The sequence below is a fragment of the Dickeya sp. MK7 genome (assembly GCF_000406305.1).
In the GTDB taxonomy this organism is placed as follows: domain Bacteria; phylum Pseudomonadota; class Gammaproteobacteria; order Enterobacterales; family Enterobacteriaceae; genus Dickeya; species Dickeya fangzhongdai.
Genome location: NZ_CM001984.1, coordinates 1934532 through 1956859 on the forward strand (window position 1 = coordinate 1934532; position 22328 = coordinate 1956859).

Below are 22328 nucleotides of genomic sequence, written 5' to 3' on the forward strand. Positions count from 1 at the left end.
GCAGGGCGGGAGTACAATAAGGCATATGGCCGATGTGGAATGGAAAGTCGCCGGCGTCGGTGTGACCCACCCGGTGCGACCGGGGGCGCGGCCATACCGGATTGCTGGCGGCGGCATGGCGCTGATGGCCTTGCTGTTGTCGTTGCTGGCGTTGCTGCCGTTGGGTTTCGTGGTGGGTATCACCCTTGAAACCGACTGGGAAACGATAAAAGCGCTGGTGTTCCGGCCTCGGGTCGGGGAACTGCTGCTTAATACCGTATTGCTGGTGGCGGTGACGCTGCCGCTCTGCACGCTGCTCGGGGTAGCGCTGGCCTGGCTGACCGAGCGCACCACGTTGCCGGGGCGCCGCGCGTGGTCGCTGTTGTTGACCGCGCCGCTGGCGGTACCGGCCTTTGTTCAAAGTTACGCCTGGATCAGCCTGTTGCCCGGCATGCATGGCCTGGCGGCGGGCGTGTTCCTGTCGGTTCTCGCCTATTTCCCGTTTATTTATCTGCCGGCGGCGGCGGTGCTGCGCCGGCTTGATCCCAGCCTGGAAGATGTGGCGACCTCACTGGGCGCCAGACCCTGGCGTGTTTTTTTCGCGTGGTGTTGCCGCAGCTACGGCTGGCGGTGTGGGGCGGTTCGCTGCTGATTGCATTGCATCTGCTGGCGGAATACGGCCTGTACGCCATGATTCGCTTCGATACCTTCACCACCGCAATTTTCGAGCAGTTCCAGTCTACCTTTAACGGTCTGGCGGCAAACATGCTGGCGGGCGTGCTGGTGTTGTGCTGTCTGGGGCTGCTGCTGCTGGAAGCGCTGACCCGCGGACGCGCGCGCTATGCCCGCGTCGGTTCCGGCAGCGCCCGTAACCTGACGCCCTGGCGGCTGTCGTCGCCGGCGGCGCTGGTTTGCGTTTTGTTGCCGCTGGCGTTAACTGTGCTGGCGCTGGGCGTACCGCTGATGACGCTCGCTCGCTGGCTGTGGCTCGGCGGCATGGAGGTGTGGCGCAACGACGAACTGTGGCCCGCATTGCGCCAGACGTTGTGGCTGGGCGTCAGCGGCGCGGCGCTGGTGACGCTGTGCGCGTTTCCGATGGCCTGGCTGTCGGTGCGCCATCCGTCGCGGCTGTATCGCCTGCTGGAAGGCTGTAATTACATCACCAGCGCGCTGCCGGGCATTGTGGTGGCGCTGGCGCTGGTCACCGTCACCATTCATACCCTGCGGCCGCTGTACCAGACCGAATTCACCCTGCTGCTGGCCTATGTGCTGATGTTTATGCCGCGAGCGCTGATTAACCTGCGCGCCGGCATTGCGCAGGCGCCGGTGGAACTGGAAAACGTCGCGCGCAGTCTGGGATGTTCGCCCGGACGGGCGTTGTGGCGCATCACGCTGCGGCTGGCGGCGCCGGGCGCGGCGGCTGGGGCGGCGATGGTGTTTCTCGCCGTCACCAACGAATTAACCGCCACGCTGTTGCTGGCGCCGAACGGTACCCGCACGCTGGCGACCGGCTTTTGGGCGTTAACCAGTGAAATCGACTATATGGCGGCCGCGCCCTATGCGTTGATTATGGTGGTGCTGTCGCTCCCGCTGACCTGGTTGCTCTATTCTCAATCGAAACGTACGGCAGGTTTATGAATACGCTTGAACTTTATGGCATCGGCAAATCTTTCAATGCCGTCACGGTGCTGGACGGAATCGACTTGCAGGTTGCGCCGGGCAGCCGTACCGCGATTGTCGGCCCCTCCGGTTCCGGCAAGACGACGTTGCTGCGTATTATTGCCGGTTTCGAAGCGCCGGACAGCGGCACCGTGCGTCTGCAAACGCGCGTCGTGGCGGATGCGAACCAGTGGGTGCCGGCGCATCAGCGCGGCATCGGCTTTGTACCGCAGGACGGCGCGCTGTTTCCGCACTTTACCGTGGCGCAGAACATCGGTTTTGGGCTTGAGGGCAGTAAACAGGATAAACAGCGACGCATCGATGAACTGATGGCGATGGTGTCGCTGGACTCGCGGCTGGCAGCACTGTGGCCGCATGAATTGTCCGGCGGCCAGCAGCAGCGGGTGGCGCTGGCGCGCGCGTTGTCTCAGCGCCCGACGCTGATGCTGTTGGATGAACCTTTCTCGGCGCTGGATACCGGCCTGCGCGCCGCGACCCGTCAGGCGGTTTCCGCCCTGCTGGCGGAGGCGGGCGTGGCGTCGATTCTGGTGACTCACGATCAGGCGGAGGCGTTGTCATTTGCCGATCAGATGGCCGTCATGCGGCAAGGGCGGCTGGTGCAGGTGGGATCGCCGCAGTCGTTGTATCTGCGCCCGGTGGATGAGGCCGCCGCCGCGTTTCTTGGCGACACGCTGGTGCTGTCGGCGCAGCTGAAAGACGGGCGCGCCGCGTGCGCGCTGGGCGATATCGCGGTTGACGATAATCAGTCCGCCGGCGCCGCACGCATCATGCTGCGACCGGAGCAGATTCAGCTCTCGCTGGCCGAGCCGTCGGCGGCGCCGCAGGCGGTGGTGGCGAACATCGAGTTTGCCGGATTCGTGTCCACGCTGCGCCTGCGAATGACCAATAGCGCGCAGGTGATCGAACTGAAAAGCGTCAGCCGGGAAGATATCGTCATCGGTTGCGGCGTCAATCTGACGGTAGCCGGGCGGGCGCACCGACTGGATTAGTTCCGGCGGCCGCCTTCACTGTGGAGCGCTGGCCGTAATCACGCGCCCTGCGGGCGCATAGCCTGCATAAATTGCGATGACCGTTGAGGAAGCGTTATCCGTTGCGTGTAGCATTTTGTGTTAAGCTGAAAAACAGGTGGGCGTAAGCCCGTTCTGTTTCACTCAATGCAAAGGTTGCATCATGGATCGATTTCCACGTTCTAACGGTTCCATCGTTCAGCAGGCCGGCACCGGTCTGCAAACTTATATGGCGCAGGTCTATGGCTGGATGACCTGCGGTCTGTTGCTGACCGCGTTTGTTGCCTGGTATGCCGCTAACACCCCGGCGGTGTTGCAGATGGTGTTCTCCAGCAAGATCACCTTCTTTGGGCTGGTGATTGCCCAACTGGGATTGGTGTTTGTGCTGTCCGGCATGGTGCACCGCCTGAGCGGCGGCGTCGCCACCACGCTGTTTATGCTCTATTCCGCGCTGACCGGCCTGACGCTTTCCAGTATTTTCATCGTCTACTCCGGCGAATCCATCGCCAGCACCTTTGTGATTACCGCCGGTATGTTCGGCGCCATGAGCCTGTACGGCTATGTCACCAAACGCGACCTGACCGGCATGGGCAGCATGCTGTTCATGGCGCTGATCGGTATTCTGCTGGCCACGCTGGTGAATTTCTGGCTGAAAAGCGAAGGGTTGCAGCTTGCCATCACCTACATCGGGGTGCTGGTGTTTGTCGGCCTGACCGCTTACGACACGCAGAAACTGAAAAACATCGGTGAAGAGCTGTCGGTCGATGACCGGGACAGTTTCCGCAAGTACTCGATCATGGGCGCGCTGACCCTGTATCTCGATTTCATCAACCTGTTCCTGATGCTGCTGCGTTTGTTCGGCAGTCGTCGGTGAGGGTGTTGCAGATTACTGGCAACCCTTCTTAGTTACAGATAATGGGGCTTTCCGGCGTTAAAACTGTGCTGAGGCGGGTGACTTCGCCGGATGCGCGGCAGGGACGCCGCGCAAGCCCGTGCCGCTCCGGGAGAGCGTCACGGGCGGTCCGAACAGCGAAGTCGAATGCCGAAGGTAGAGCGTAGCGCCACAGTTTAGCCACTAGCCAGTGGTCAAGGAGAGGTGGCGTTTGAACCTCTCCTTGTCGTGCGTGCTATGAAGTGGCAAAGAAACCACACCGTTTATCCCGCACGAAACCATTCACTGACCAGACATACATCTCCGTTCACAAAACAACACGGCTGTTTGTCGACAGCCTTAGAGTTTTGTTATTTCTTTTCGCTGTCATCCGCCGGCGGGTGTCCCACCTGGGTTAACTGCGGGCTGTGCGCCGGCAACCAGCCGACCATCGACGGGAAGCGTTTCAGGAAATGGAACACCACTACGTTTTTGAGCATCTGCCAGTACGAGCGTTTCGGTAGTTGCGCAGGGTCAACCCGTACGCAGTCTTCGCGAATAAGCTGGTGCAGGTTGTCCCGCAGTTGCTGGTTGAAGTCGCGGTCATTGATGATCAGATTGGCTTCGAGGTTGAGCGCCAGACTGAGCGGATCCAGGTTGCTGGAGCCAATGGTGGTCCAGTATTCATCCTGCAACGCGACCTTGCCGTGCAACGGCTGACGACGGTATTCATAAATGTCCACCCCGGCTTTCACCAGCCAGGGATAGAGCAGACGCGCGCCTACCAGAACGATCGGCATATCCGGCTGTCCCTGAATGATCAACCGTACCCGCACATCTCGTCGCGCGGCCTTGCGCATCGCCCGCAGCAGGCGATAGCCGGGGAAAAAATAGGCATTGGCGATCACCACCTCGCGTTTGGCTCGTCGCAGCATCAGCAGGTATTGACGTTCGATGTCGCGGCGGTGCAGACCGTTGTCGCGCCAGACAAACAGCGCCTGCGCGTTACCGGGGTGGGGGTTGCGCACGGCGCGGCGAAAGCGTCGCCGCCACCAGATGCGCGGCTCCTCATCATGGGCCAGCGCCGCCAGCACAAACCGGTAGATATCGTCCACTACCGGGCCGCGCACTTTAACGGCGTAATCCTGCTTGGCTTCCGGGCCGTAGTCGCTCAGGTGGTCGGCCGAGTAGTTGATGCCGCCTATCCAGGCGGTGTGGCTGTCCACCACCACGATCTTGCGGTGCAGCCGCCGGAACAGGTTGGTACGCATCAGGCCGAACAGACGCGGACGTGGATCGTAAAAATGGAAGCGTACGCCGGCTTCCACCATCGGTGCGAGAAAGGCGGGCGACAGGTCGTGCGAACCATAGCCGTCGGCGGTGGCATCCACGCTGACGCCGCGCTGCGCCGCCGCGATCAGCGCTTCCCGCAACGCGTAGCCGACCTTGTCCTCAAACCAGATGAAGGTTTCCAGCACCACCCGATTGCGGGCCTGACGGATCGCGTCAAACACGCTGGGATAGAATTCGTCGCCATTCACCAGTAGTTCAATTTGGTTGCCGTCGCGCCATTCGGTTTTCACAAATGAATCTCCACCGCCAGCGGCGCATGATCGGACAAGTGCGACCAGGGTTTGGACGGCAGCAACTTCGGTACGCTGGTTCGGGCGTTGCGCACATAGATGCGGTCGAGGCGCAGCAATGGAAAGCGAGCCGGAAAGGTCCGTGCCGGTTTACCGAAATGCTGACTGAATACCTCTTCCAGACCGGCGCTGCGTTTCAGCAGGGCGCTGGCTTTCATCTGCCAGTCATTGAAATCTCCGGCGACGATCAGGGGCACCTCGGCGGGTAGCGTCGCCAGCAGGTCGCACAATAATGCCATTTGCTGTCGCCGGTGCGAGGCGGTGAGCCCCATGTGTACGCACACGATGTGGATATGTAAATCCCGGTTGGGGACTTTCAGTACGCAATGCAGGATGCCGCGTTTGGCTTTTTCGGATACCGATACGTCCAGATTGCGATAGCTGAAAATGGGAAAGCGCGACAGCACCGCGTTGCCGTGCTCGCCTTCCGGGTAGACCGCATTGCGCCCGTAGGCGTAATCGTTCCACATGGTTTCCGCCAGAAACTCGTAGTGCGAGGTGTCCGGCCAGTGTTCTACCTGCAACGGATGGGTGGAATGGCGGCCCAGCACTTCCTGCAGACAGACGATATCGGCGGAAACCGAGCGTACGGCATCGCGCAGTTCCGGCAGGATGAAGCGGCGGTTCAGTGCGCTGAACCCTTTATGGGTATTGATGGTCAGCACGGTGAAAGAAAACCCCAATAACGGTTGCGAGACGGTATCCATTGTTTTCCCTCGTTCCCAAGTAGCTGAATAATCAGTGTAGTCAGTGTTTGGCAAAGCGTCGCTGACGGCGGGCGCCGGCGGTTTGCGCCAGCCTAGCCAATCTTGCTCCGAAACAGGGCGTAGGCGGCGCTGCCGGTGGTGGCGGTGATTGCCAGCAGCGGCCACACCCCGCGCCAGACCACGGCCAGGCTGGCGTTTTTCAGATATATCTGTTTGGTAATATCGGTGAAATGGCGCACCGGGTTGACCCAGGTAAGCTGTTGCAGCCATAACGGCATATTCTCGACGGGCGACACGTAGCCGGACAACAGAATGGCGGGCATTACGAAGACAAAGACGCCGATGAACGCCTGTTGCTGGGTGGAACAGAGCGAAGAAATCAGCAGCCCGAACCCTACCAGCGACAGCCCGTACACCAGCATGCAGAGGTAGAACAGCAGCAGCGAGCCGGAAAACGGGATGCGGTAGGCGAGGATGCCGGCCGCCAGCACGATGCTGGCCTGAACGGTGGCGACAATCAGCGCCGGCACCGCCTTACCGACAAAGATCTGCCCGGTGGACAACGGCGAAACCAGCAGCTGTTCCAGCGTGCCCTGTTCCCGTTCGCGCGCCACCGACAGCGCGGTGACGATCAACACGCCAATGGTGGTGATCAGCGCCACCAGCGACGGCACCACGAACCATTTGTAGTCCAGATTCGGGTTGTACCAGTGACGAATCACCAGCTTGCTCTGGTGCGTCAGCGCCGGATCGTTCAACTGCTCTAACTGATAATCCTGCACGATCTGTTGTACATAGCGGGCGGCGATCTGGGCGCTGTTGGAGTGGCGTCCATCGAGCAGAAGCTGGATGCTGGTCGGCGTGCCGCTGACCAACTGGCGCGAGAAATCGGGCGGGAAGCGCACCAGCAGCAGCGCCCGCTGGTTATCGATCGTGGGCGCGATGTCCTGCGGGTTGTGCAGGGTGATGACCCGAGAAAAGGCGCTGGCGCTGGCGAAACGCTGCGTCAGCTCCACCGAAGCCGGGCCGTTGTCTTCGCTGTAAATGGCGAGCGTGGCGTCGGTGACGTCCAGCGTGGCGGCGAACGGGAACAGTAACACCTGCAGCAGCACCGGCAACACCAGAATGGCGCGGGTTTGCGGCTCGCGCAGCAATGACTGAAGCTCTTTGCGGATCAGCGTCCACAGACGATGCAACATACTCTTTTCCCTCATCAGCGTGCCGGCATACATCCGGCACGGCCCGGTGGATGAATTACCGCACCTAATCCAGTCGACGGCGGGTTTTCCAGGCGGTCAGGCCGATGAAAAACACCGCGGACGTCATTAAAAACAGCAGGTTCATCAGCAGCACGCTACCGATATTCCCGGCCAGAAACAGGGTTTGCAGCGTGCTGACGAAATAGCGGGCGGGGATCAGGTACGACACCGCCTGTACCGGCACCGGCATGCTGTGGATTTCGAAAATAAACCCGGACAGCATTACCGCCGGCAGAAAGGCGGCGTTGAGCGCCACCATCGCCGCGTTGAACTGATTGCGGGTCAGGGTGGAAATCAGCAACCCCATGCCTAGCGTACTGGCGAGAAACAGGCTGCTCAGGCCGAACAGCAGCCACAGCGAGCCGCGATAAGGCACCCCCAGCACAAACACCGCCACCACCACGCACAGGGCCATAGCGATCATCCCCAGCACATAATAGGGGAGCAATTTGGTGAGCAGCAGTTCGGCGCGGGTGACCTGCGTTGAAAGCAACGCCTCCATGGTGCCGCGTTCCCACTCGCGGGCGATCACCAGCGAGGTCAGGATCGCGCCGATCACCGTCATGATGATGGTAATGGCGCCGGGAATAATGAAGTTCCGGCTGATGGCGGCGGCGTTGAACCAGTAGCGGGTCTGCACCTCAATCAGCGGTTGATAGCGGCCGCCGTGGTCCTGCGCGTATTGCTGCTGCCAGAGTTGCCACACCCCCTGAGCGTAGCCCTGCACGAATTGCGCGGTATTCGGCTCGCTGCCGTCGGTGATGACCTGAATCGGCGCGCGATCCTGCGGGTGCGCCAGCCGTTTGGCGAAGTCGGCCGGGATGACCACCAGACCGCGAATCTGCCCGGCCTGCATCCGTGCTATCAGCGCCGGGCGGTTATCGCTGAGGGTGACGGACAGAAAGGGCGAGCCGGTAAAGGCGCGCGCCAGGCTGTCGGCCTCGGCGCTGTGTTGCTCCATCAGTACGCCGACGTTCAGGCGGCTGGAGTCGAGGTTGATGCCGTAGCCGAAGATGAACAGCAGCAACAGCGGGATGACGAAAGCGATCAGCGCGCTGCTGGGGTCGCGCAGGATCTGGCGGGTTTCCTTCAGGCACAGCGCGCGTAAGCGTCGCCAGGAAAAACGTTTATCGTCAATTGGTGGTGGCATGGCCGGCCTCCTGGTCATAGGCTTGCACCAGTGCGATGAACGCCTGCTCCATGGTTGGCTCCGGCGCGTCGTCGCTGGCGGCCTGACGTTTCAGGTCATCCGGCGTGCCGCTGGCGATGAGCCGGCCGCGGTACACCAGTCCGATGCGGTCGCAGTATTCGGCTTCGTCCATAAAATGGGTGGTGACCATCACCGTCACGCCTTTGTCCACCATGCCGTTGATGTGCTGCCAGAACTCCCGGCGGGTAAACGGGTCGACGCCGGAGGTGGGCTCGTCAAGAAACAGGATATCCGGTTCGTGCATCAGCGCGCAGGCCAGCGCCAGCCGCTGGCGGAAACCGAGCGGCAGCGCGTCGGGCGTTTGCTGGAAGATCGGATGAAAGTTGAACGCCTGCGCCATACTGTCCACCTTATCCTGCTGATGCTGGCCGCGCAGGCCGTAAACGCCGGAGAAAAAGCGTAGGTTTTGTTCCACGGTCAGGTTGCCGTACAGCGAAAATTTTTGCGCCATGTAGCCGAGATGCTGCCGCGCCCGGCCGGAACGGGTCTTGAGGTCCATATCCAGCACCAGCGCCTGACCTTCGGTCGGCGTCAGCAGGCCGCACATCATGCGAAAGGTGGTGGATTTCCCAGCGCCGTTCGGCCCCAGCAGACCGAAGATTTCACCGCGGCGCACCTGAAAATTCACCCGGTCGGTGGCGGCGAAATCGCCGAATTTCTTGGTCAGGTTCCGCGCTTCGATCACCGTCTCCCCGCGGTGAGTGTCCAACTGCGGCAGGATCGCCGCCAGCGACGAGGTGGCGCTCGGCCCGCCGCCCAGCAGGTCGATGAATGCATCTTCAAAGCGCGGCGCGGTGTCCTGCACGCTGTCCGGCGGCAATTTGAGGGCGTGCAGCAGCGCGGCGCGATCCGCCTGCGGTTTCAGAATCAGCCGCACGTAGCGCCCCTGAATCACGCCGTCGCTCACCTGCGGCTGACGCAGCGCCTGTTGCAGCAGACGGCGGTGGTTGCTGCCCGGTTGGTCGAGCAGCAGGCAGCGGCCCGCCATCCGCTGCGTTAGGTCGGCGGGGGCGCCCCGGTAGAGCAATTCGCCCTCGTTAAGCAGCAGCACGTCGCGGCACTGTTCGGCCTCGTCCAGATAGGAGGTGCTCCACAGAATCAGCATGCCGTCGTCCGCCAGTTCATGCACCATCCGCCACAGTTCGCGGCGGGAGATCGGGTCGACGCCGACCCCCGGTTCGTCCAACAGCAACACGCCGGGCTGCCCCAGCAGGGTGCAGGCCAGCCCCAGTTTCTGCTTCATGCCGCCGGAGAGTTTGCCCGCCAGCCGAGTGGTGAAGCGGGTGAGGTCGGTAAACTGCAACAGCCGATCAAAGGTGGCGCGCCGGATGTCGCCGGTGATGCCGCGCAGGTCGGCGTACAGCGTCAGGTTTTCCATCACGGTGAGGTCTTCGTACAGGCCGAATTTCTGCGGCATGTAACCGAGCCGGGCATGTAGCTGGCGGTCATCGGCGATCGGGTCCAGCCCCAGCACCCGAATCGTGCCCGCGCTGGGCGTCAGCAATCCGGCCAGCATGCGCATCAGCGTGGTCTTGCCGGCGCCGTCCGGCCCCACCAGCCCGGTGACCGCGCCGGCGCGAATCTCGGCGCTCAACTGCGCCAGCGCCGGTTTCGTCATGCCGTCGAAGCGTTTTTCCAGCGCGTCGAGGCGGATCAGCGGCGGGTCACTGGTCATGGCGCGACCGATCCTGCATCAGCGTGAGGGTTACCGGCATCCCCTGACGCAGACCGTCGTCCGCGTCGCTGACGATGATGCGCAGCCGGTACACCAGGTCGGTGCGCAACTCCGTGGTTTCGACATTTTTCGGCGTAAATTCGGCGCTGGGCGACACAAAGCCGATTCTGCCGTGATAGGGGCGGTTCGGGCGGCCGTCGGTGTAGATCAGCACCTCGCGCCCGGGCGCGGCGCGGCCCAACTGGGTTTCATTGACGTAGGCGCGAATCCATACCGGCTGGGTCAACGACAGGGTAAAGACGGTGCTGCCGGCGCTCAGCATGCTGCCGGCTTCGGCGGCCCGGGTCAGAATCACGCCGGGAGAGGGCGCGTACAGGCGCGTATCCTGCAGACTGAGTTGCGCCTGCGCTTCAGCGGCCTGCGCCTGCGCCAGCGATGCTTCGGCGGCGGCTATTTCCTGCGGCCGGTTGCCGCGCTCATATTGGCTCAGCTTTTCCCGCGCCGCCTGCAACGTCGCCTGCGTTTGATTGCGGGTGGAACGGGCGTCTTCCAGCGCGTTGGCGGCCAGGGTGTGTTGCTTCCACAGGCCAAGCTGGCGCTGGTAGAAGCTGTTGGCGTAGTCGTAGGCGGCCTGCGCCTGCTCCAGTTGCGAACGCACCTGGGCGATTTCCTCGCTGCGGTAGCCTTCCCGCAGCAGCGCCAGTTGCGCCTGCGCGCTGGCTACGCTGGCTTTTTCCTGCCGTAGCGCGTTCTGCTGCGGCGCGTTATCCAGCCGGGCCAGCAACTGCCCCGGCTGGACAACCTCCCCTTCATCCACATTTAGAGCGGTCAGGCGTCCGCTGACCCGGAACCCCAAATTGACGCTGCGGATATCCACATTACCGTACAGCGTCAGCGGCGCATCCTGCTGGCTACGGTAGTGCATCAAGCCGTAGCCGGCGGTGGTGACGGCGAACAACGCCAGCACCAACCATACCCCTGTTTTTTTATTCATAGCGCTCCCGATATGACTTCGTATTATTGCCGATCCCGCTATTACGACGACATCACTTAAGAATAATCCGATATTCAACAGATTGCCGTGTTCTGACTGACGGCGTGCTGATTCAGCGCGGATATGCGCTGCCGTGGCAGGAGAGAACCGGCTTTTTAATCAGTAAACGATTGATATCCATGAAGAGCACGGCCATTTTGCGCAGAATGCGGAGGATAAAATGTGATCGACAGATAAAAATTCCTCAAACAAGCGATTTTCTGTTACAATCGCGCGCAGTCACGCACCGTAGTTTGTGCCCATTCATCTGGAGTCAGCGTTGTAAGGCGTGTACGCCGACGCGGCGCTGAACCCATCTGTTGTCACCCTGAAAACTGCACCGGCGGATGCCGGGTAGGGTGAATCTGGAGTTGTTCTCGTTATGTCTTTTGAATCCCTCGGCCTGAGTGCCGATATTTTGCGCGCTGTGGAAGAACAGGGCTACCGTGAGCCGACGCCGGTTCAGCGTCAGGCGATTCCGGTGGTGCTGGAAGGGCGCGACCTGATGGCCAGCGCCCAGACGGGTACCGGCAAAACCGCCGGCTTCACCTTGCCGCTGCTGCAATTGCTGAGCCACCGTCCGTCGCAGGCGAAAGGCCGCCGTCCGGTGCGGGCGTTGATCCTGACGCCGACCCGCGAACTGGCGGCGCAGATCGGCGAAAACGTGCTGGCGTACAGCAAATACCTGCGTCTGCGTTCGCTGGTGGTGTTCGGCGGCGTCAGCATTAACCCGCAGATGATGAAGCTGCGCGGCGGCGTCGATATTCTGATTGCCACGCCGGGCCGTCTGTTGGATCTGGAGCACCAGAACGCGGTCGACCTGTCGCAGGTGGAAATTCTGGTGCTGGATGAAGCCGACCGTATGCTGGATATGGGCTTTATCCACGACATCCGCCGGGTGCTGGCGAAGCTGCCGCCCAAACGTCAGAACCTGCTGTTTTCCGCCACCTTCTCCGACGAGATCAAGGAACTGGCCGGGAAGCTGCTCACCAATCCGGCATCGGTGGAAGTGGTGCGCCGCAATACGCCGTCCGAACTGGTGACCCAGCACGTGCATTTCGTGGACAAGAAACGCAAGCGCGAACTGCTGTCGCTCCTGATCGGCAAACACAACTGGCAGCAGGTGCTGGTGTTTACCCGCACCAAGCACGGCGCCAACCATCTGGCGGAACAACTGAATAAAGACGGCATCACCGCCGCCGCTATCCACGGTAACAAGAGCCAGGGAGCGCGTACCCGTGCGCTGGCTAATTTCAAAGACGGCGACATCCGCGTGCTGGTGGCGACCGACATCGCCGCCCGTGGGCTGGATATCGACCAGTTGCCGCATGTGGTGAACTACGAGCTGCCGAATGTGCCGGAAGATTACGTGCACCGTATCGGCCGTACCGGTCGGGCGGCGTCGACTGGCGAGGCGTTGTCGCTGGTGTGCGTCGATGAACACAAACTGCTGCGCGACATTGAACGTCTACTGAAGCGGGAAATCCCGCGGATGGAGATTCCGGGTTATGAGCCGGACCCAACGATCAAGGCCGAACCGATCCAGAACGGCCGGCAGGGCGGGCGCGGTGGTCGCGGCGGCGGTGCGCCGCGTCAGGGCGATCGTCCGCAAGGCGAACGCGCATCCGGACGCCCGCAGGGCGACCGTCCTCATCAGCCGCGTCGTGATGGCGCAGCGCGCCCGGCCGGACAGCGCCCGGAAGGGCAATCCGCCCGTCGTCGCCCGCCGCGCAAGCCTGCCGGCGGCCAGTAAGCGGGTTACCCGGCAAGGTCGCTATCCGGTCACGCAGCAAACAAAATAGCTACCCGGTCGGGTAGCTATTCGTCGGCAAACCTTGTTATCCAGTCAGTTATCGCCCAGGTCGTCTTCCCATGATGAGAAGACGACCGTTTACGCGGCGGTTTTCGCCACCGGTTGCGGCCGGGGGCGATAAAACATCACCGCATTGCCCGCCAGAATCAGCAGTAAGCCCAGCACGGCGTTGCTTCGCCATACGTACCCTTCGTACAGGGTAGAGGCGGAGAGCGCGACCAACGGAAACAGCAAGGTGGCATAAGCCGCCTGGCTGGCGCCGATACGCCCAACCAGCGCGAAGTAGGCGCCAAAACCAATCACCGAGCCGAACAGCGCCAGGTAAGACAGCGAACCGAGATAGCGCAGCGAGAATTCCGGCGTAAAGCGGTAACCCAGCAGCAGTGCGATGAAACCCATCGCCAGCGCGCCGTACAGCATGCCCCAGCCGTTGGTGGTCATGATGTCCCGGCCCATGCGTTGATGCTGGGCGCTGATGATGTTGCCGAGCGAAAAGCAGTAGGTGGCGATCAGGCTCATGCCGACCCCCCACAGCAATTGTGGGCTGCTGCCAAGTTGTAGCAGATCGTGCCAGAACAGCAGGATGATGCCGGCCAGCCCCAACGGCGCAGCCAGCTTCACGCTGCGGCTGAGACGGGTGCCGAAAAACAGCCGACTGTTGAAGGCATTGAACAGCACCGCCATCGAAAAGATCACCGATTCCAGCCCGCTGGGGATCCAGGCGACGGCATGATAAAAGCAAAAGAAATTCATGCCGAAAACCGTCACCCCCTGCGCCATACACAGCAAATGCGCGCGGCCGCTCAGCGGGCGCAGGCGACGAGTCAGGATCAAAAACGCCATTAACAACGCCGAAGCGATGGCGAAACGCCAGAAAATCGACACTTCTGGCGGCACGCTACCTTGCTGTAGACTGATGGCGATCCAGGTGGTGCCCCAAATCAGCACCACGGCGCAATAAAGCAGGCTATTCATCGTCAGACTCCGCTAATAATCAATTTCACGAACAATCAATTTCACAAACAGTCAATTTCACAAACAGTCAATTTCACAAACAGTTTCACCGGTAATTCCGCAAACAATCCGCAAGCAACCGTAAACATTGAGTATCTGGGATTGGCAGGGCGGCGGCTGTCAGCAGCTTGCGGCGAGTAGCAGAATCCTGCGGTTTTTTTATTTCAAACGGCTTCCAGCACCGACAGGGGGCGACCTGCGCCGCACCCCGCCGCCGCACGTTTTCCCTCAGATTACGCAGAATAATGCCAGGGCTATCGATCGGCGGTTGGCGGGGCGCCAGAGTCCGGCATGAGCCGTCGACGCCGTTGGTAAGTGAGCGATTTCGTTCATTAAGATGGGTTCAGGGTTTATTGCGCAGTCTTCTTGTCCGGCAACGCTTCGATGGTGGTAATCGACGCATTTTCTTCATACGAGTGTCATCTGGAAAGGATAGGGTTCGCTCAGATTGTTGATCGATAACGGTCATGATGATGACAAGGAACCACCCTATGCTGACTCAGGCGGAAGAGCGTCAGGCGAAAATCGTTGAATTTTTGCGCGAAGAGAATTTTGCTGATTTGCGCACGTTAACGGATCGATTCGAGGTTTCGGTCGCCACCGTTCGTCGGGACCTGTGCGACCTTGAGGAAGCCGGATTGCTGCGCAGAACGCATGGCGGCGCGGTCAATATCAATCAGGTCGCGCTGGATGCGACAAATGAGGCCCGCGCCGTCTGGAATCAGGCGGAGAAGGCGGCCATCGCCGCCGCCGTCGCCGGCATGATTGCCGATGGCGACACCGTGCTTCTGGATGCCGGTACGACCGCGCTGGAAGTGGCTAAAAAGCTCGTTGGTCGTCGAAGTCTGACGCTGATCTCGAATGGCCTTGACATCGTTGCTGAATTTTCGCGCAGCGAGGGGCAGAGCATTTACTCGGTCGGGGGAGAATTTACCGCCACGAACCGCTCATTCAGAGGGCCGCTGGCCGAGTATTTCATACGGCAGTTCAATGTCGACAAACTCATCCTGAATGCCGCATCGATCGACGTCGACCGTGGTTTGATCTGCACCTCATCGCCAGTGAATGCGAGCGTCGCGCGAGCCATGATCGACGTGTCGAACCGCGTCATTGTTGTGGCTGACCACTCGAAATTCACGAAATCAAGCCTCTCGGTCATCACCCGGATAGAAGACGTGGGCGTCATTGTTACCGATGCCGGCGCCCGCAGCATCATCGACACCGTACCTGAGAAACTGCGCAAGAAGTTTGTCATCGCGCACTGAAATCCGGCCCTCTGGTCGGCGGACGTGGGGATCCGGCTGAACCGCCCGGACTAATCCGGGTACGACGGCTCGCTTAAGTATCTTCCGGCACGCGTTTCTGTACGGGGGAAATCGCTGCCATCCCGGCGGTGATGGGTAGTGAAAAAAGAACAATCGCGGGCACGGCTCGACGGACCTGCTTACTTAAGGAGTGGTTTGGATGAAGATACGCATTTTTATTGCTATGGCGGCGTTGATCGCCGTCTCCCTTGCAGACGGCGCGGCCGCTCAGGAAGACAATCGTCCTGAGTTACGGATCGCGGTTCAGAAAAACCCGGAGACGCAGGAGCCGGTTGACGCGGCGTCCAACGTCGCTTTTCGCAACAATCCCTCGATTCACGAGACGCTGCTGAAACTTGACCTTGATGGTCACTTCTCGGTGCAGCCGAACCTGGCGACCTCGTGGCGATGGGTAGACGACAAAACCCTCGACGTCACGCTTCGCAAAGGCGTCATTTTCCATGACGGCCGTGAGATGACCGCTGACGACGTGGCCTTTTCGTTCGGGCCGCAACGTTTGACCGACCCGCAGGCACCCGGTTATCCAACCTATCTGACAAGCTTCAGCAGCCTTGCTCATGTCGACGTTGTGAATCCGGAAACTGTCCGTTTCGTCACCAAGTTTAAGGATCCGATCTTGTTACAGCGGCTGGCCAGCTATGCCGCGGTGGTCATCAGCAAAGATGCCTGGGTCAAGATGGGCGGCGACTGGGCGAAGTGGAAGCAAAAGCCGGTCGGCGCCGGCCCCTACAAGGTTCTCGAATCCGTCGCTAACGATCATGTCACGCTGGTCGCTCACGACCGGTATTTCGGCGGAAAGCCCAACGCGAAGCGCGTCACCTTCAAGGTGGTGCCGGAAGTGTCATCTCGTATCGCCGGTCTTCTTGCGGGCGACTATGACATTGCGACCGATCTGCCGCCGGACCAGCTCGACGTGGTGAACAAGTCCGGCACTGCGACGATCGTCGGAGGTCCGGTTCCAAACAACCGCATCCTCTTTTTCGACAAATACAACCCTGCGCTCAAGGATCCGCGCGTGCGTCAGGCGTTGATTCTTGCTATCGACCGTCAGGCGATCGTCGACACCATCTGGAACGGCCTGACCGTGGTCCCGAACGGCGAGCAGTTCAAGGAGTTCGGCCCCATCTACCTGAAGGACCGGCCGAAATACGAATACAACCCGGAAAAAGCCCGACAGCTCCTGAAGGAGGGCGGCTACAAGGGCGAACCGATCACGATCCGCTCGCAGAACAACTATTACACGGCGGAAAACCCGGTCAGCGAAGCGGTCGTCGCCATGTGGCAGGCGGTTGGCGTCAACGCCAAACTGGAGTTTGTTGAAGCCGGTAAGCTCTTCGATAACGCCAGCGGTCGGGCGACCGGCAACTGGTCCAGCACCGCGGTCATTGCCGATCCTTACGTTTCCATCTACTCGCTGTCGTTCGCCAGAACCGCAACGATGGGCACGCAGAAGATCTGGGTCAATGACGAATTCGACGCTCTTGGCGCGAAGCTTGAACAGGCCGTAGCTCCGGCGGATCGCGCCAAAATCTTCTCCGACATGCTGGACATCATTGAATGGAAGGACCCAGGCATCACGGTTCTTCACCAGAACGCCGTCTTCTTCGGCGTCTCCAAAAAGGTGAAGTGGAAACCGCAGCACGCCTTCGCGATGGATCTGGGGCCGCAAAACCTGTCCTTCGTCAATGCCGCCGGGTGAGGTTGTCGCAATGCGCAAATCCGTTCTCACTATTCAAGACTTGAGCATTTCCTTTCCCGCCGCAAAGGGCAGGACGACGCCGGTTAAGTCGGTATCCTTTGACGTCAGGGAGGGCGAAATCCTGGGGATTGTGGGGGAGAGCGGTTCCGGAAAATCGCTGTCGTGCCTCGCCGTTGCCGGTCTGCTGCCGGCAACGGCGCTGGCTTGCGGTTCGGTCGCCATCGGCGGTCGGACGTTCGCCGCCGACTACCTGCAACAGGCGCTGGCGTCGAAACAACTTGCGCCGATCGGCATGATTTTTCAGGAACCGGTATCCTGCCTCAATCCGGTACGCACCGTTGGCGAGCAAATCGCCGAGGCGGCGCGAAGTGCCGGGCACGATGCGGAGCAAGCCCGCCAGATCGCGCTGCAACTCCTGAAAGACGTCGCCATCGACGAGCCGGAGAGGCGTTACCATGACTACCCTTCGCAATTTTCCGGCGGCATGTGCCAGCGCGTGATGATCGCCACGGCGCTGGCGCTGGAGCCGCAGCTCGTCATCGCCGACGAACCGACGACCGCACTCGACGTCACGGTTCAGGCTCAGGTGGTGTCGCTGCTGGTGTCGCTGGTGCGCAACCGCGGTATTGCCATGATTTTCATCAGCCACGACCTTGACCTGATCGCGGAGGTCTGCGATCGCATCGTCGTGATGTACGGCGGCGAGATCATGGAAGTCGGCACGACTGAAAACATCTATGAACGACCGAGCCATCCCTACACCCGGCTTTTGCTGGACGCGATGCCAGGGCACGGCGAACCGCTCACCCGACTGGTGGAAATGCCCCACAGCTGGCGGCTCGACGCTGCCGTATCCTTAACCTCAGCGGAGCGCTTACCATGAGTTTGAACGCGCCAGGCGGGACGACAGTCCTTGAAGCCCGCGATTTGAATTTCACTTACCCCGCTGGATTTTCTCTTCTGCCGGGCAAGCGGGCGGGTCACCATGCCGTCCGCGGCGTTTCCCTCGCGCTTGGTCAGGGTGAAACGCTCGGTCTGGTCGGCGAGTCTGGATGCGGGAAATCGACCCTCGCCGCTCTGCTGTGCGGCGACCGCCAGCCGGATAGCGGCACGCTGGAACTCTTCGACGCGCCCTTCGCGGGCTATCTCAGGCCGAATCGCCGGCGTCTGGCCCGCGTTCTTCAGGTCGTCGCACAGGATACGCTCGGCGCTTTCGACCCGCGTCATCCCATCGGTCGGCAGATTGAAGAGGTGCTGCTGATTCATGCTATCGGCAGCAAGAGCGAGCGGCGCGATAGGGCTAAAGAAGCGCTCGGCGCCGTTGCGCTGCCGGGCGCCATGCTGGATCGCTATCCGCATCAGATGTCGGGAGGGCAGCGGCAGCGCGCCGCCATCGCCCGGGCGCTGGTGACCGAACCCAACATCCTGCTGTGCGATGAACCCGTTTCGGCGCTGGATGTGTCGGTGCAGGCTCAGGTGCTCAATCTCCTGCTCGACCTTCAGCAGAAGCGCGGTCTTTCAATCCTGTTCATCAGCCACGATGTGCGCGTGGTGCGCCATGTGTCGCATCGGGTCGTGGTGATGCAGGCCGGTCGCGTGGTGGAAAGCGGGCCGACGTCAACCGTCTTTGCCGCACCGTCCGACCCTTATACCGCGAAGCTGCTTGCCGCCGTGCCGAAAGGCAAGCGTCGGGCAACGTCTGCGGATACGGCGTGCAGCCGCTCAATACTGGCGGAGGCGAGAGCATGCTGAACATCATGACCGGCTCATTGTTGCGCGCGATATTGACGGTTTTCCTGGTGGTGACCTTTACCTTCGTCATGCTTCGCATCAGCGGCGACCCGATGACGTCACTCCTCGGCGTCGAAGCCCCGCCGCAGGTGGTCGACATGCTGCGCCAGCAATGGGGCCTGGATCGTCCCGTGGCCGAGCAGTATTTCACCTATCTCGGCCGTATGTTGAGCGGCGATTTCGGTACCTCGCTGCGAAGCGGTCAGGACGCGCTTGCCATCATCATCGAGAAGGTTCCGGCGACGCTGCGGCTGATGGCGGCCGCGCTGGTGCTGGCGCTGGCGGCGGGTGTCCCGTTAGGTATCGTCGCGGCACGGTATCGCGGCGGCGTTGTCGACCGCGCGGTGATTAGTCTCGCCGTGCTGACGCACTCTGTGCCGACTTTCCTGACCGGCATTCTCCTGATCCAGCTGTTTGCCGTAAAGCTGCGGCTTCTGCCTTCTGGCGGCGGGGCGACGCTCGCCCACATGGTGATGCCCACGCTGGTGATCGGGCTTTACAATGCCGGCGTCATCGCGAGGTTCGTTCGCTCAAGCGCGCTGGAGGTGAGTGGGCAACGTTACATCCTCGCCGCCCGGGCGAAGCGTGTATCGGAGTGGGGGATCATCGTGAGGCATGTGATGCCGAACGCGGCGCTTCCCTTGCTGACGCTGCTTGGATTCCTGCTCGGCGGAATGATTGGCGGCTCCGCGGTGGTTGAAGCGGTATACGCCTGGCCCGGCGTCGGTCTGCTGCTGATCAGTTCGGTCGCTTCCCGCGACGTCGCGGTGGTTCAGGCGATTGTCATTCTCATCACCGTCGCTATGGTCAGCGCAAATCTGCTGGTCGATTTCCTGCATGTGATGGCCGACCCCCGCCTGCGCTACGCGAAACGTTCTTGAAGGAGGGACTCATGGCCGATATCTCCCCTGCGTCGCCAAAGCTGACTTCCGGCTTCTTCGCCAGACTCCCGCGCATTCATCCGCTGTTGGCGGTATGCGTGCTGGTCATCGTGTTTACCGTCGGTGTTGCGGTATTCGCCGACGCGCTGGCGCCATACGGCTTTGCGCAGATCGACCTGAGGGCACGCAAAATGCCGCCACTCCACGTCGTGGCCGGTTCCACGCACTGGCTCGGCACCGACGAGATGGGGCGCGACATTCTAAGCCGCATTTTCTTTGCGCTGCGTATGAGCATGTTGATATCGCTCGGCGCGTCGATCATCAGCATGATTATCGGTACGGCGCTGGGCCTCATCGCGAGTTTCCGGCGCGGTTTTGCCGACGCCATCATCCGGGTGGCGGTCGATTTTCAGGCGTCGATGCCGTTTATCATCATCGCCCTCACGGTGCTGGCGTTTCTCGGCAACAGCCTCACGCTGTTCATCTGCCTGCTCGGTTTGTTTGGCTGGGAACGGTTTGCACGTCTGACGCGGACCATGGCCGGGCTTGAACTGGCAAAGCCCTATATCGCCGCGTTGCATCGCAACGGCGCAGGCAGTTTTCGTATCGCGATGGTTCACGTACTTCCCAATATCCTTGCCGTCGTGCTGGTGACATTCACGGTGGTGATGCCTGAAATCCTCATTCTGGAGTCGTCGCTGAGTTTTCTTGGCCTCGGCGTACAACCGCCACAGGTCAGTCTGGGGTCGTTGGTCGGCGCCGGCCGCGACTACATCATGACCGAATGGTGGATCGCTATCGCGCCAGGCGTGGTCATCTTCGTCCTGTCGCTAACCATCAGTCTTATCGGCGACCAGCTACGCGACATCTTCGACCCGACGCTGAAGTGATCGAAACGCGCGGATTTCACCGCGCAGCGCCGTTGAGCGAAACAATGCTAAACGAAAGTAAACAGGAGGAAGCGAACATGAATCCGCTAAGAATGACGCCAGAGACTATACGTCTCGGCGGCCACCGCGGCCATAGCGCCGGGGCGCCGGAAAATACCCTCGCCGCGTTTAAACAGGCGTTTGAATACGGCGGCTGCGGCGTGATCTGTGAAACCGACCTCGGCATCACCCGCGATGGCGAACTGGTCCTGATTCACGACAATACGGTTGACCGCACCACCAACGGCCGCGGCCTGGTGCAAAACATGAGCTATGCCGAACTCTCCCAACTTGATGCCGGGCAATGGTTTAGCCATGAATTCGCCGGAGAGCGCGTTCCGCGGCTCAAAGATGCGCTGCAGCTGGCCCGCGAGCTTGGCATCCTCTATCAGCTTGAGCTCAAGTTATACGATCGGAATGAGGTGCTCTTCCCGAAGCTAAGCGCGCTGATTGATGAACTGGACTGCGCCGACCTGCTGCAATTTTCCTCGTTTGACTACGTTCAACTCAAAGCGGTGAAAGCGGCGATACCTGAAGTGCCGACCGTCGGCCTGATGCATTCGCGCTTGATCGACCCTGCCGCGCTGGCCCGGCAAGCCCATCTCGATGCGATGAACATTGAGATCTACCACTTTGCCAGCGGAGAAGCGCGCCAGCTGCATGACGAGGGTTTTGCCGCATTCCTATACCTGCCGGGCCAGGAACACCAGAAGCGCAAGGACTACGGCGTCGATATCGAAGCTCAGGTGGTTCAATGGATTCGTGACGGCCAGTTGGATCAACTGCTTGGCGATGACGTTGCACAGGTGGCAAGGCTTAAACAGCAAGCTTGCGGCTGATACGCGCGCCGATGGCGCCGGAAATGATTGACCTTTCCCTGCGCCGTAAACCACACTGTTTGCCGCAGCCGTTGTTTGCCGTAGACGGTATTTGCAGCAGGCAGTATTTGCGGCAGACACGGCCTTGAGCTAGTTCATTTCGCTAACATTCATATATCGGCGATCGTGGTGGTGAGACATGTTTAGACCTAATGCCTTCATGCTGTCCATTCGCGGCTACGGCGCGCTGGAGGCGCCTCATCGTCACGACCACTCACAACTGGTTTTACCGCTGTCAGGTTCGCTCTGTATCGACATATCCGGTCAGAGCGCTCAGTTGGATCGCCGTCTGGCCGCCTATGTCGACAGGCATTCTCCCCATGCTCAGGAAAGCCGCGGGACCAACCAGTTTCTGATCGTGGATGTCGAGCCCGGCCATCTGGATCCCCATGTGGCGGAATATCTGGCGTCGTGCCGGTTTATGCGCCTTGCGCCGGAAGCCAATCATCTGATCGATTATATGGGCGGGATGCTGACCAAAGGTCGGGTGCCTGAATCGCGGGTTCAACTGTGGGCGCCGCTGCTGTTGGATGCGCTGACCGGCGAGGGGGCGCAGCCGCGTTCACGGCTGGCAGGACTGATGGCGGCTATCGAAAGCGACCCGTTTCTGGACTGGACCACCGAGTTCATGGCGCAGCAGGCGGGGATGAGCGTCAGTCGGCTGCACGCCGTTTTCCGCAGCGAGCGGGATACCACGCCGCACGCCTGGCTGGCGCGCGTTCGGCTGGGCCGGGTGCAGCATTGGCTGGCGACGACGACGCTGCCCATCGCCGAGATTGCCTACCGGGGCCGCTACGCCGACCAAAGCGCCTTGACCCGGGCCATGCGTAAGGCGACGGGGCTGACGCCCTCAGCGTTTCGACAGCAGTTGCAGGAGTCTGGGCCCAAAGCACGCGAGTCTTAATCAAGACGTGGGTCATTCGCCGCGCGATAC

Annotated in this window: 18 protein-coding genes and 1 pseudogene; 12 read left to right on the top strand and 7 right to left on the bottom strand. The window is 61.0% G+C overall.

Annotated features, from left to right (window positions below; all coding sequences use genetic code 11):
* Nucleotides 1-115 precede the first annotated feature (115 nt).
* The 3 genes and pseudogenes from DXXMK7_RS08450 (at nucleotide 116) to DXXMK7_RS08460 (ending at nucleotide 3540) form a co-directional block, all read left to right on the top strand.
* Nucleotides 116-1617 (top strand): annotated as a pseudogene (locus tag DXXMK7_RS08450) (ABC transporter permease).
* Nucleotides 1614-2648, top strand: a complete 1035-nt coding sequence (locus DXXMK7_RS08455; protein ID WP_038918704.1) for an ABC transporter ATP-binding protein — start codon at nucleotides 1614-1616, stop codon at nucleotides 2646-2648. The pseudogene DXXMK7_RS08450 and the gene DXXMK7_RS08455 overlap by 4 nt, the downstream one beginning before the upstream one ends.
* 181 nt (nucleotides 2649-2829) lie before the next feature.
* Complete coding sequence (locus DXXMK7_RS08460; protein WP_038918705.1) at nucleotides 2830-3540, top strand: Bax inhibitor-1/YccA family protein; 711 nt, start codon at nucleotides 2830-2832, stop codon at nucleotides 3538-3540.
* A gap of 368 nt (nucleotides 3541-3908) precedes the next feature.
* On the opposite strand, the gene clsB is transcribed toward DXXMK7_RS08460, so the two are convergent.
* The 6 genes from clsB to hlyD form a co-directional block, all read right to left on the bottom strand.
* A complete protein-coding gene (gene clsB / locus DXXMK7_RS08465; protein ID WP_038918706.1) occupies nucleotides 3909-5120 on the bottom strand; it encodes a cardiolipin synthase ClsB in 1212 nt (403 codons plus the stop codon).
* Nucleotides 5117-5887 (bottom strand): endonuclease/exonuclease/phosphatase family protein, encoded by a 771-nt coding sequence (locus tag DXXMK7_RS08470; protein WP_038918707.1) that lies wholly within the window; start codon nucleotides 5885-5887, stop codon nucleotides 5117-5119. The genes clsB and DXXMK7_RS08470 overlap by 4 nt, the downstream gene beginning before the upstream one ends.
* A gap of 92 nt (nucleotides 5888-5979) precedes the next feature.
* Nucleotides 5980-7086, bottom strand: a complete 1107-nt coding sequence (locus DXXMK7_RS08475; RefSeq protein WP_038920921.1) for an ABC transporter permease — start codon at nucleotides 7084-7086, stop codon at nucleotides 5980-5982.
* 64 nt (nucleotides 7087-7150) lie between these two features.
* Nucleotides 7151-8296, bottom strand: coding sequence for an ABC transporter permease (locus DXXMK7_RS08480; protein WP_038918708.1), 1146 nt, complete (start codon nucleotides 8294-8296; stop codon nucleotides 7151-7153).
* Nucleotides 8280-10031: an ATP-binding cassette domain-containing protein gene (locus tag DXXMK7_RS08485; RefSeq protein WP_038918709.1), complete on the bottom strand. Its 1752-nt coding sequence runs from the start codon at nucleotides 10029-10031 to the stop codon at nucleotides 8280-8282. Before DXXMK7_RS08485 ends, DXXMK7_RS08480 begins: the two co-directional genes overlap by 17 nt.
* Entirely contained in the window at nucleotides 10021-11025 is a 1005-nt protein-coding gene (gene hlyD / locus DXXMK7_RS08490) for a secretion protein HlyD (protein ID WP_038918711.1), read from the bottom strand. Before hlyD ends, DXXMK7_RS08485 begins: the two co-directional genes overlap by 11 nt.
* A 421-nt stretch (nucleotides 11026-11446) precedes the next feature.
* Here hlyD and rhlE point away from each other — a divergent pair, with 421 nt between their 5' ends.
* Nucleotides 11447-12817 (top strand): ATP-dependent RNA helicase RhlE, encoded by a 1371-nt coding sequence (gene rhlE / locus DXXMK7_RS08495; protein WP_038918712.1) that lies wholly within the window; start codon nucleotides 11447-11449, stop codon nucleotides 12815-12817.
* A gap of 138 nt (nucleotides 12818-12955) precedes the next feature.
* Here the strand turns inward: rhlE and DXXMK7_RS08500 are convergent, their stop codons facing one another.
* Nucleotides 12956-13852, bottom strand: coding sequence for a DMT family transporter (locus DXXMK7_RS08500; protein WP_038918713.1), 897 nt, complete (start codon nucleotides 13850-13852; stop codon nucleotides 12956-12958).
* A gap of 530 nt (nucleotides 13853-14382) precedes the next feature.
* Here DXXMK7_RS08500 and DXXMK7_RS08505 point away from each other — a divergent pair.
* The 8 genes from DXXMK7_RS08505 (at nucleotide 14383) to DXXMK7_RS08540 (ending at nucleotide 22298) form a co-directional block, all read left to right on the top strand.
* On the top strand, nucleotides 14383-15156 hold the full coding sequence (locus tag DXXMK7_RS08505) for a DeoR/GlpR family DNA-binding transcription regulator (RefSeq protein WP_038918714.1): 774 nt from the start codon (nucleotides 14383-14385) through the stop codon (nucleotides 15154-15156).
* A 199-nt stretch (nucleotides 15157-15355) separates the two neighbouring features.
* On the top strand, nucleotides 15356-16915 hold the full coding sequence (locus tag DXXMK7_RS08510) for an ABC transporter substrate-binding protein (RefSeq protein WP_038918715.1): 1560 nt from the start codon (nucleotides 15356-15358) through the stop codon (nucleotides 16913-16915).
* A 10-nt stretch (nucleotides 16916-16925) separates the two neighbouring features.
* Nucleotides 16926-17798, top strand: coding sequence for an ABC transporter ATP-binding protein (locus DXXMK7_RS08515; protein WP_038920923.1), 873 nt, complete (start codon nucleotides 16926-16928; stop codon nucleotides 17796-17798).
* Nucleotides 17795-18667, top strand: coding sequence for an ABC transporter ATP-binding protein (locus DXXMK7_RS08520; protein WP_038918716.1), 873 nt, complete (start codon nucleotides 17795-17797; stop codon nucleotides 18665-18667). The genes DXXMK7_RS08515 and DXXMK7_RS08520 overlap by 4 nt, the downstream gene beginning before the upstream one ends.
* Nucleotides 18661-19587, top strand: coding sequence for an ABC transporter permease (locus DXXMK7_RS08525; RefSeq protein WP_038918717.1), 927 nt, complete (start codon nucleotides 18661-18663; stop codon nucleotides 19585-19587). The genes DXXMK7_RS08520 and DXXMK7_RS08525 overlap by 7 nt, the downstream gene beginning before the upstream one ends.
* Before the next feature lie 11 nt (nucleotides 19588-19598).
* Nucleotides 19599-20477, top strand: coding sequence for an ABC transporter permease (locus tag DXXMK7_RS08530; protein ID WP_038918718.1), 879 nt, complete (start codon nucleotides 19599-19601; stop codon nucleotides 20475-20477).
* Between the two features lie 77 nt (nucleotides 20478-20554).
* Nucleotides 20555-21355: a glycerophosphodiester phosphodiesterase family protein gene (locus DXXMK7_RS08535; RefSeq protein WP_038920925.1), complete on the top strand. Its 801-nt coding sequence runs from the start codon at nucleotides 20555-20557 to the stop codon at nucleotides 21353-21355.
* A 178-nt stretch (nucleotides 21356-21533) separates the two neighbouring features.
* A complete protein-coding gene (locus DXXMK7_RS08540; protein ID WP_038918719.1) occupies nucleotides 21534-22298 on the top strand; it encodes an AraC family transcriptional regulator in 765 nt (254 codons plus the stop codon).
* The last annotated feature ends 30 nt before the right edge of the window (nucleotides 22299-22328 follow it).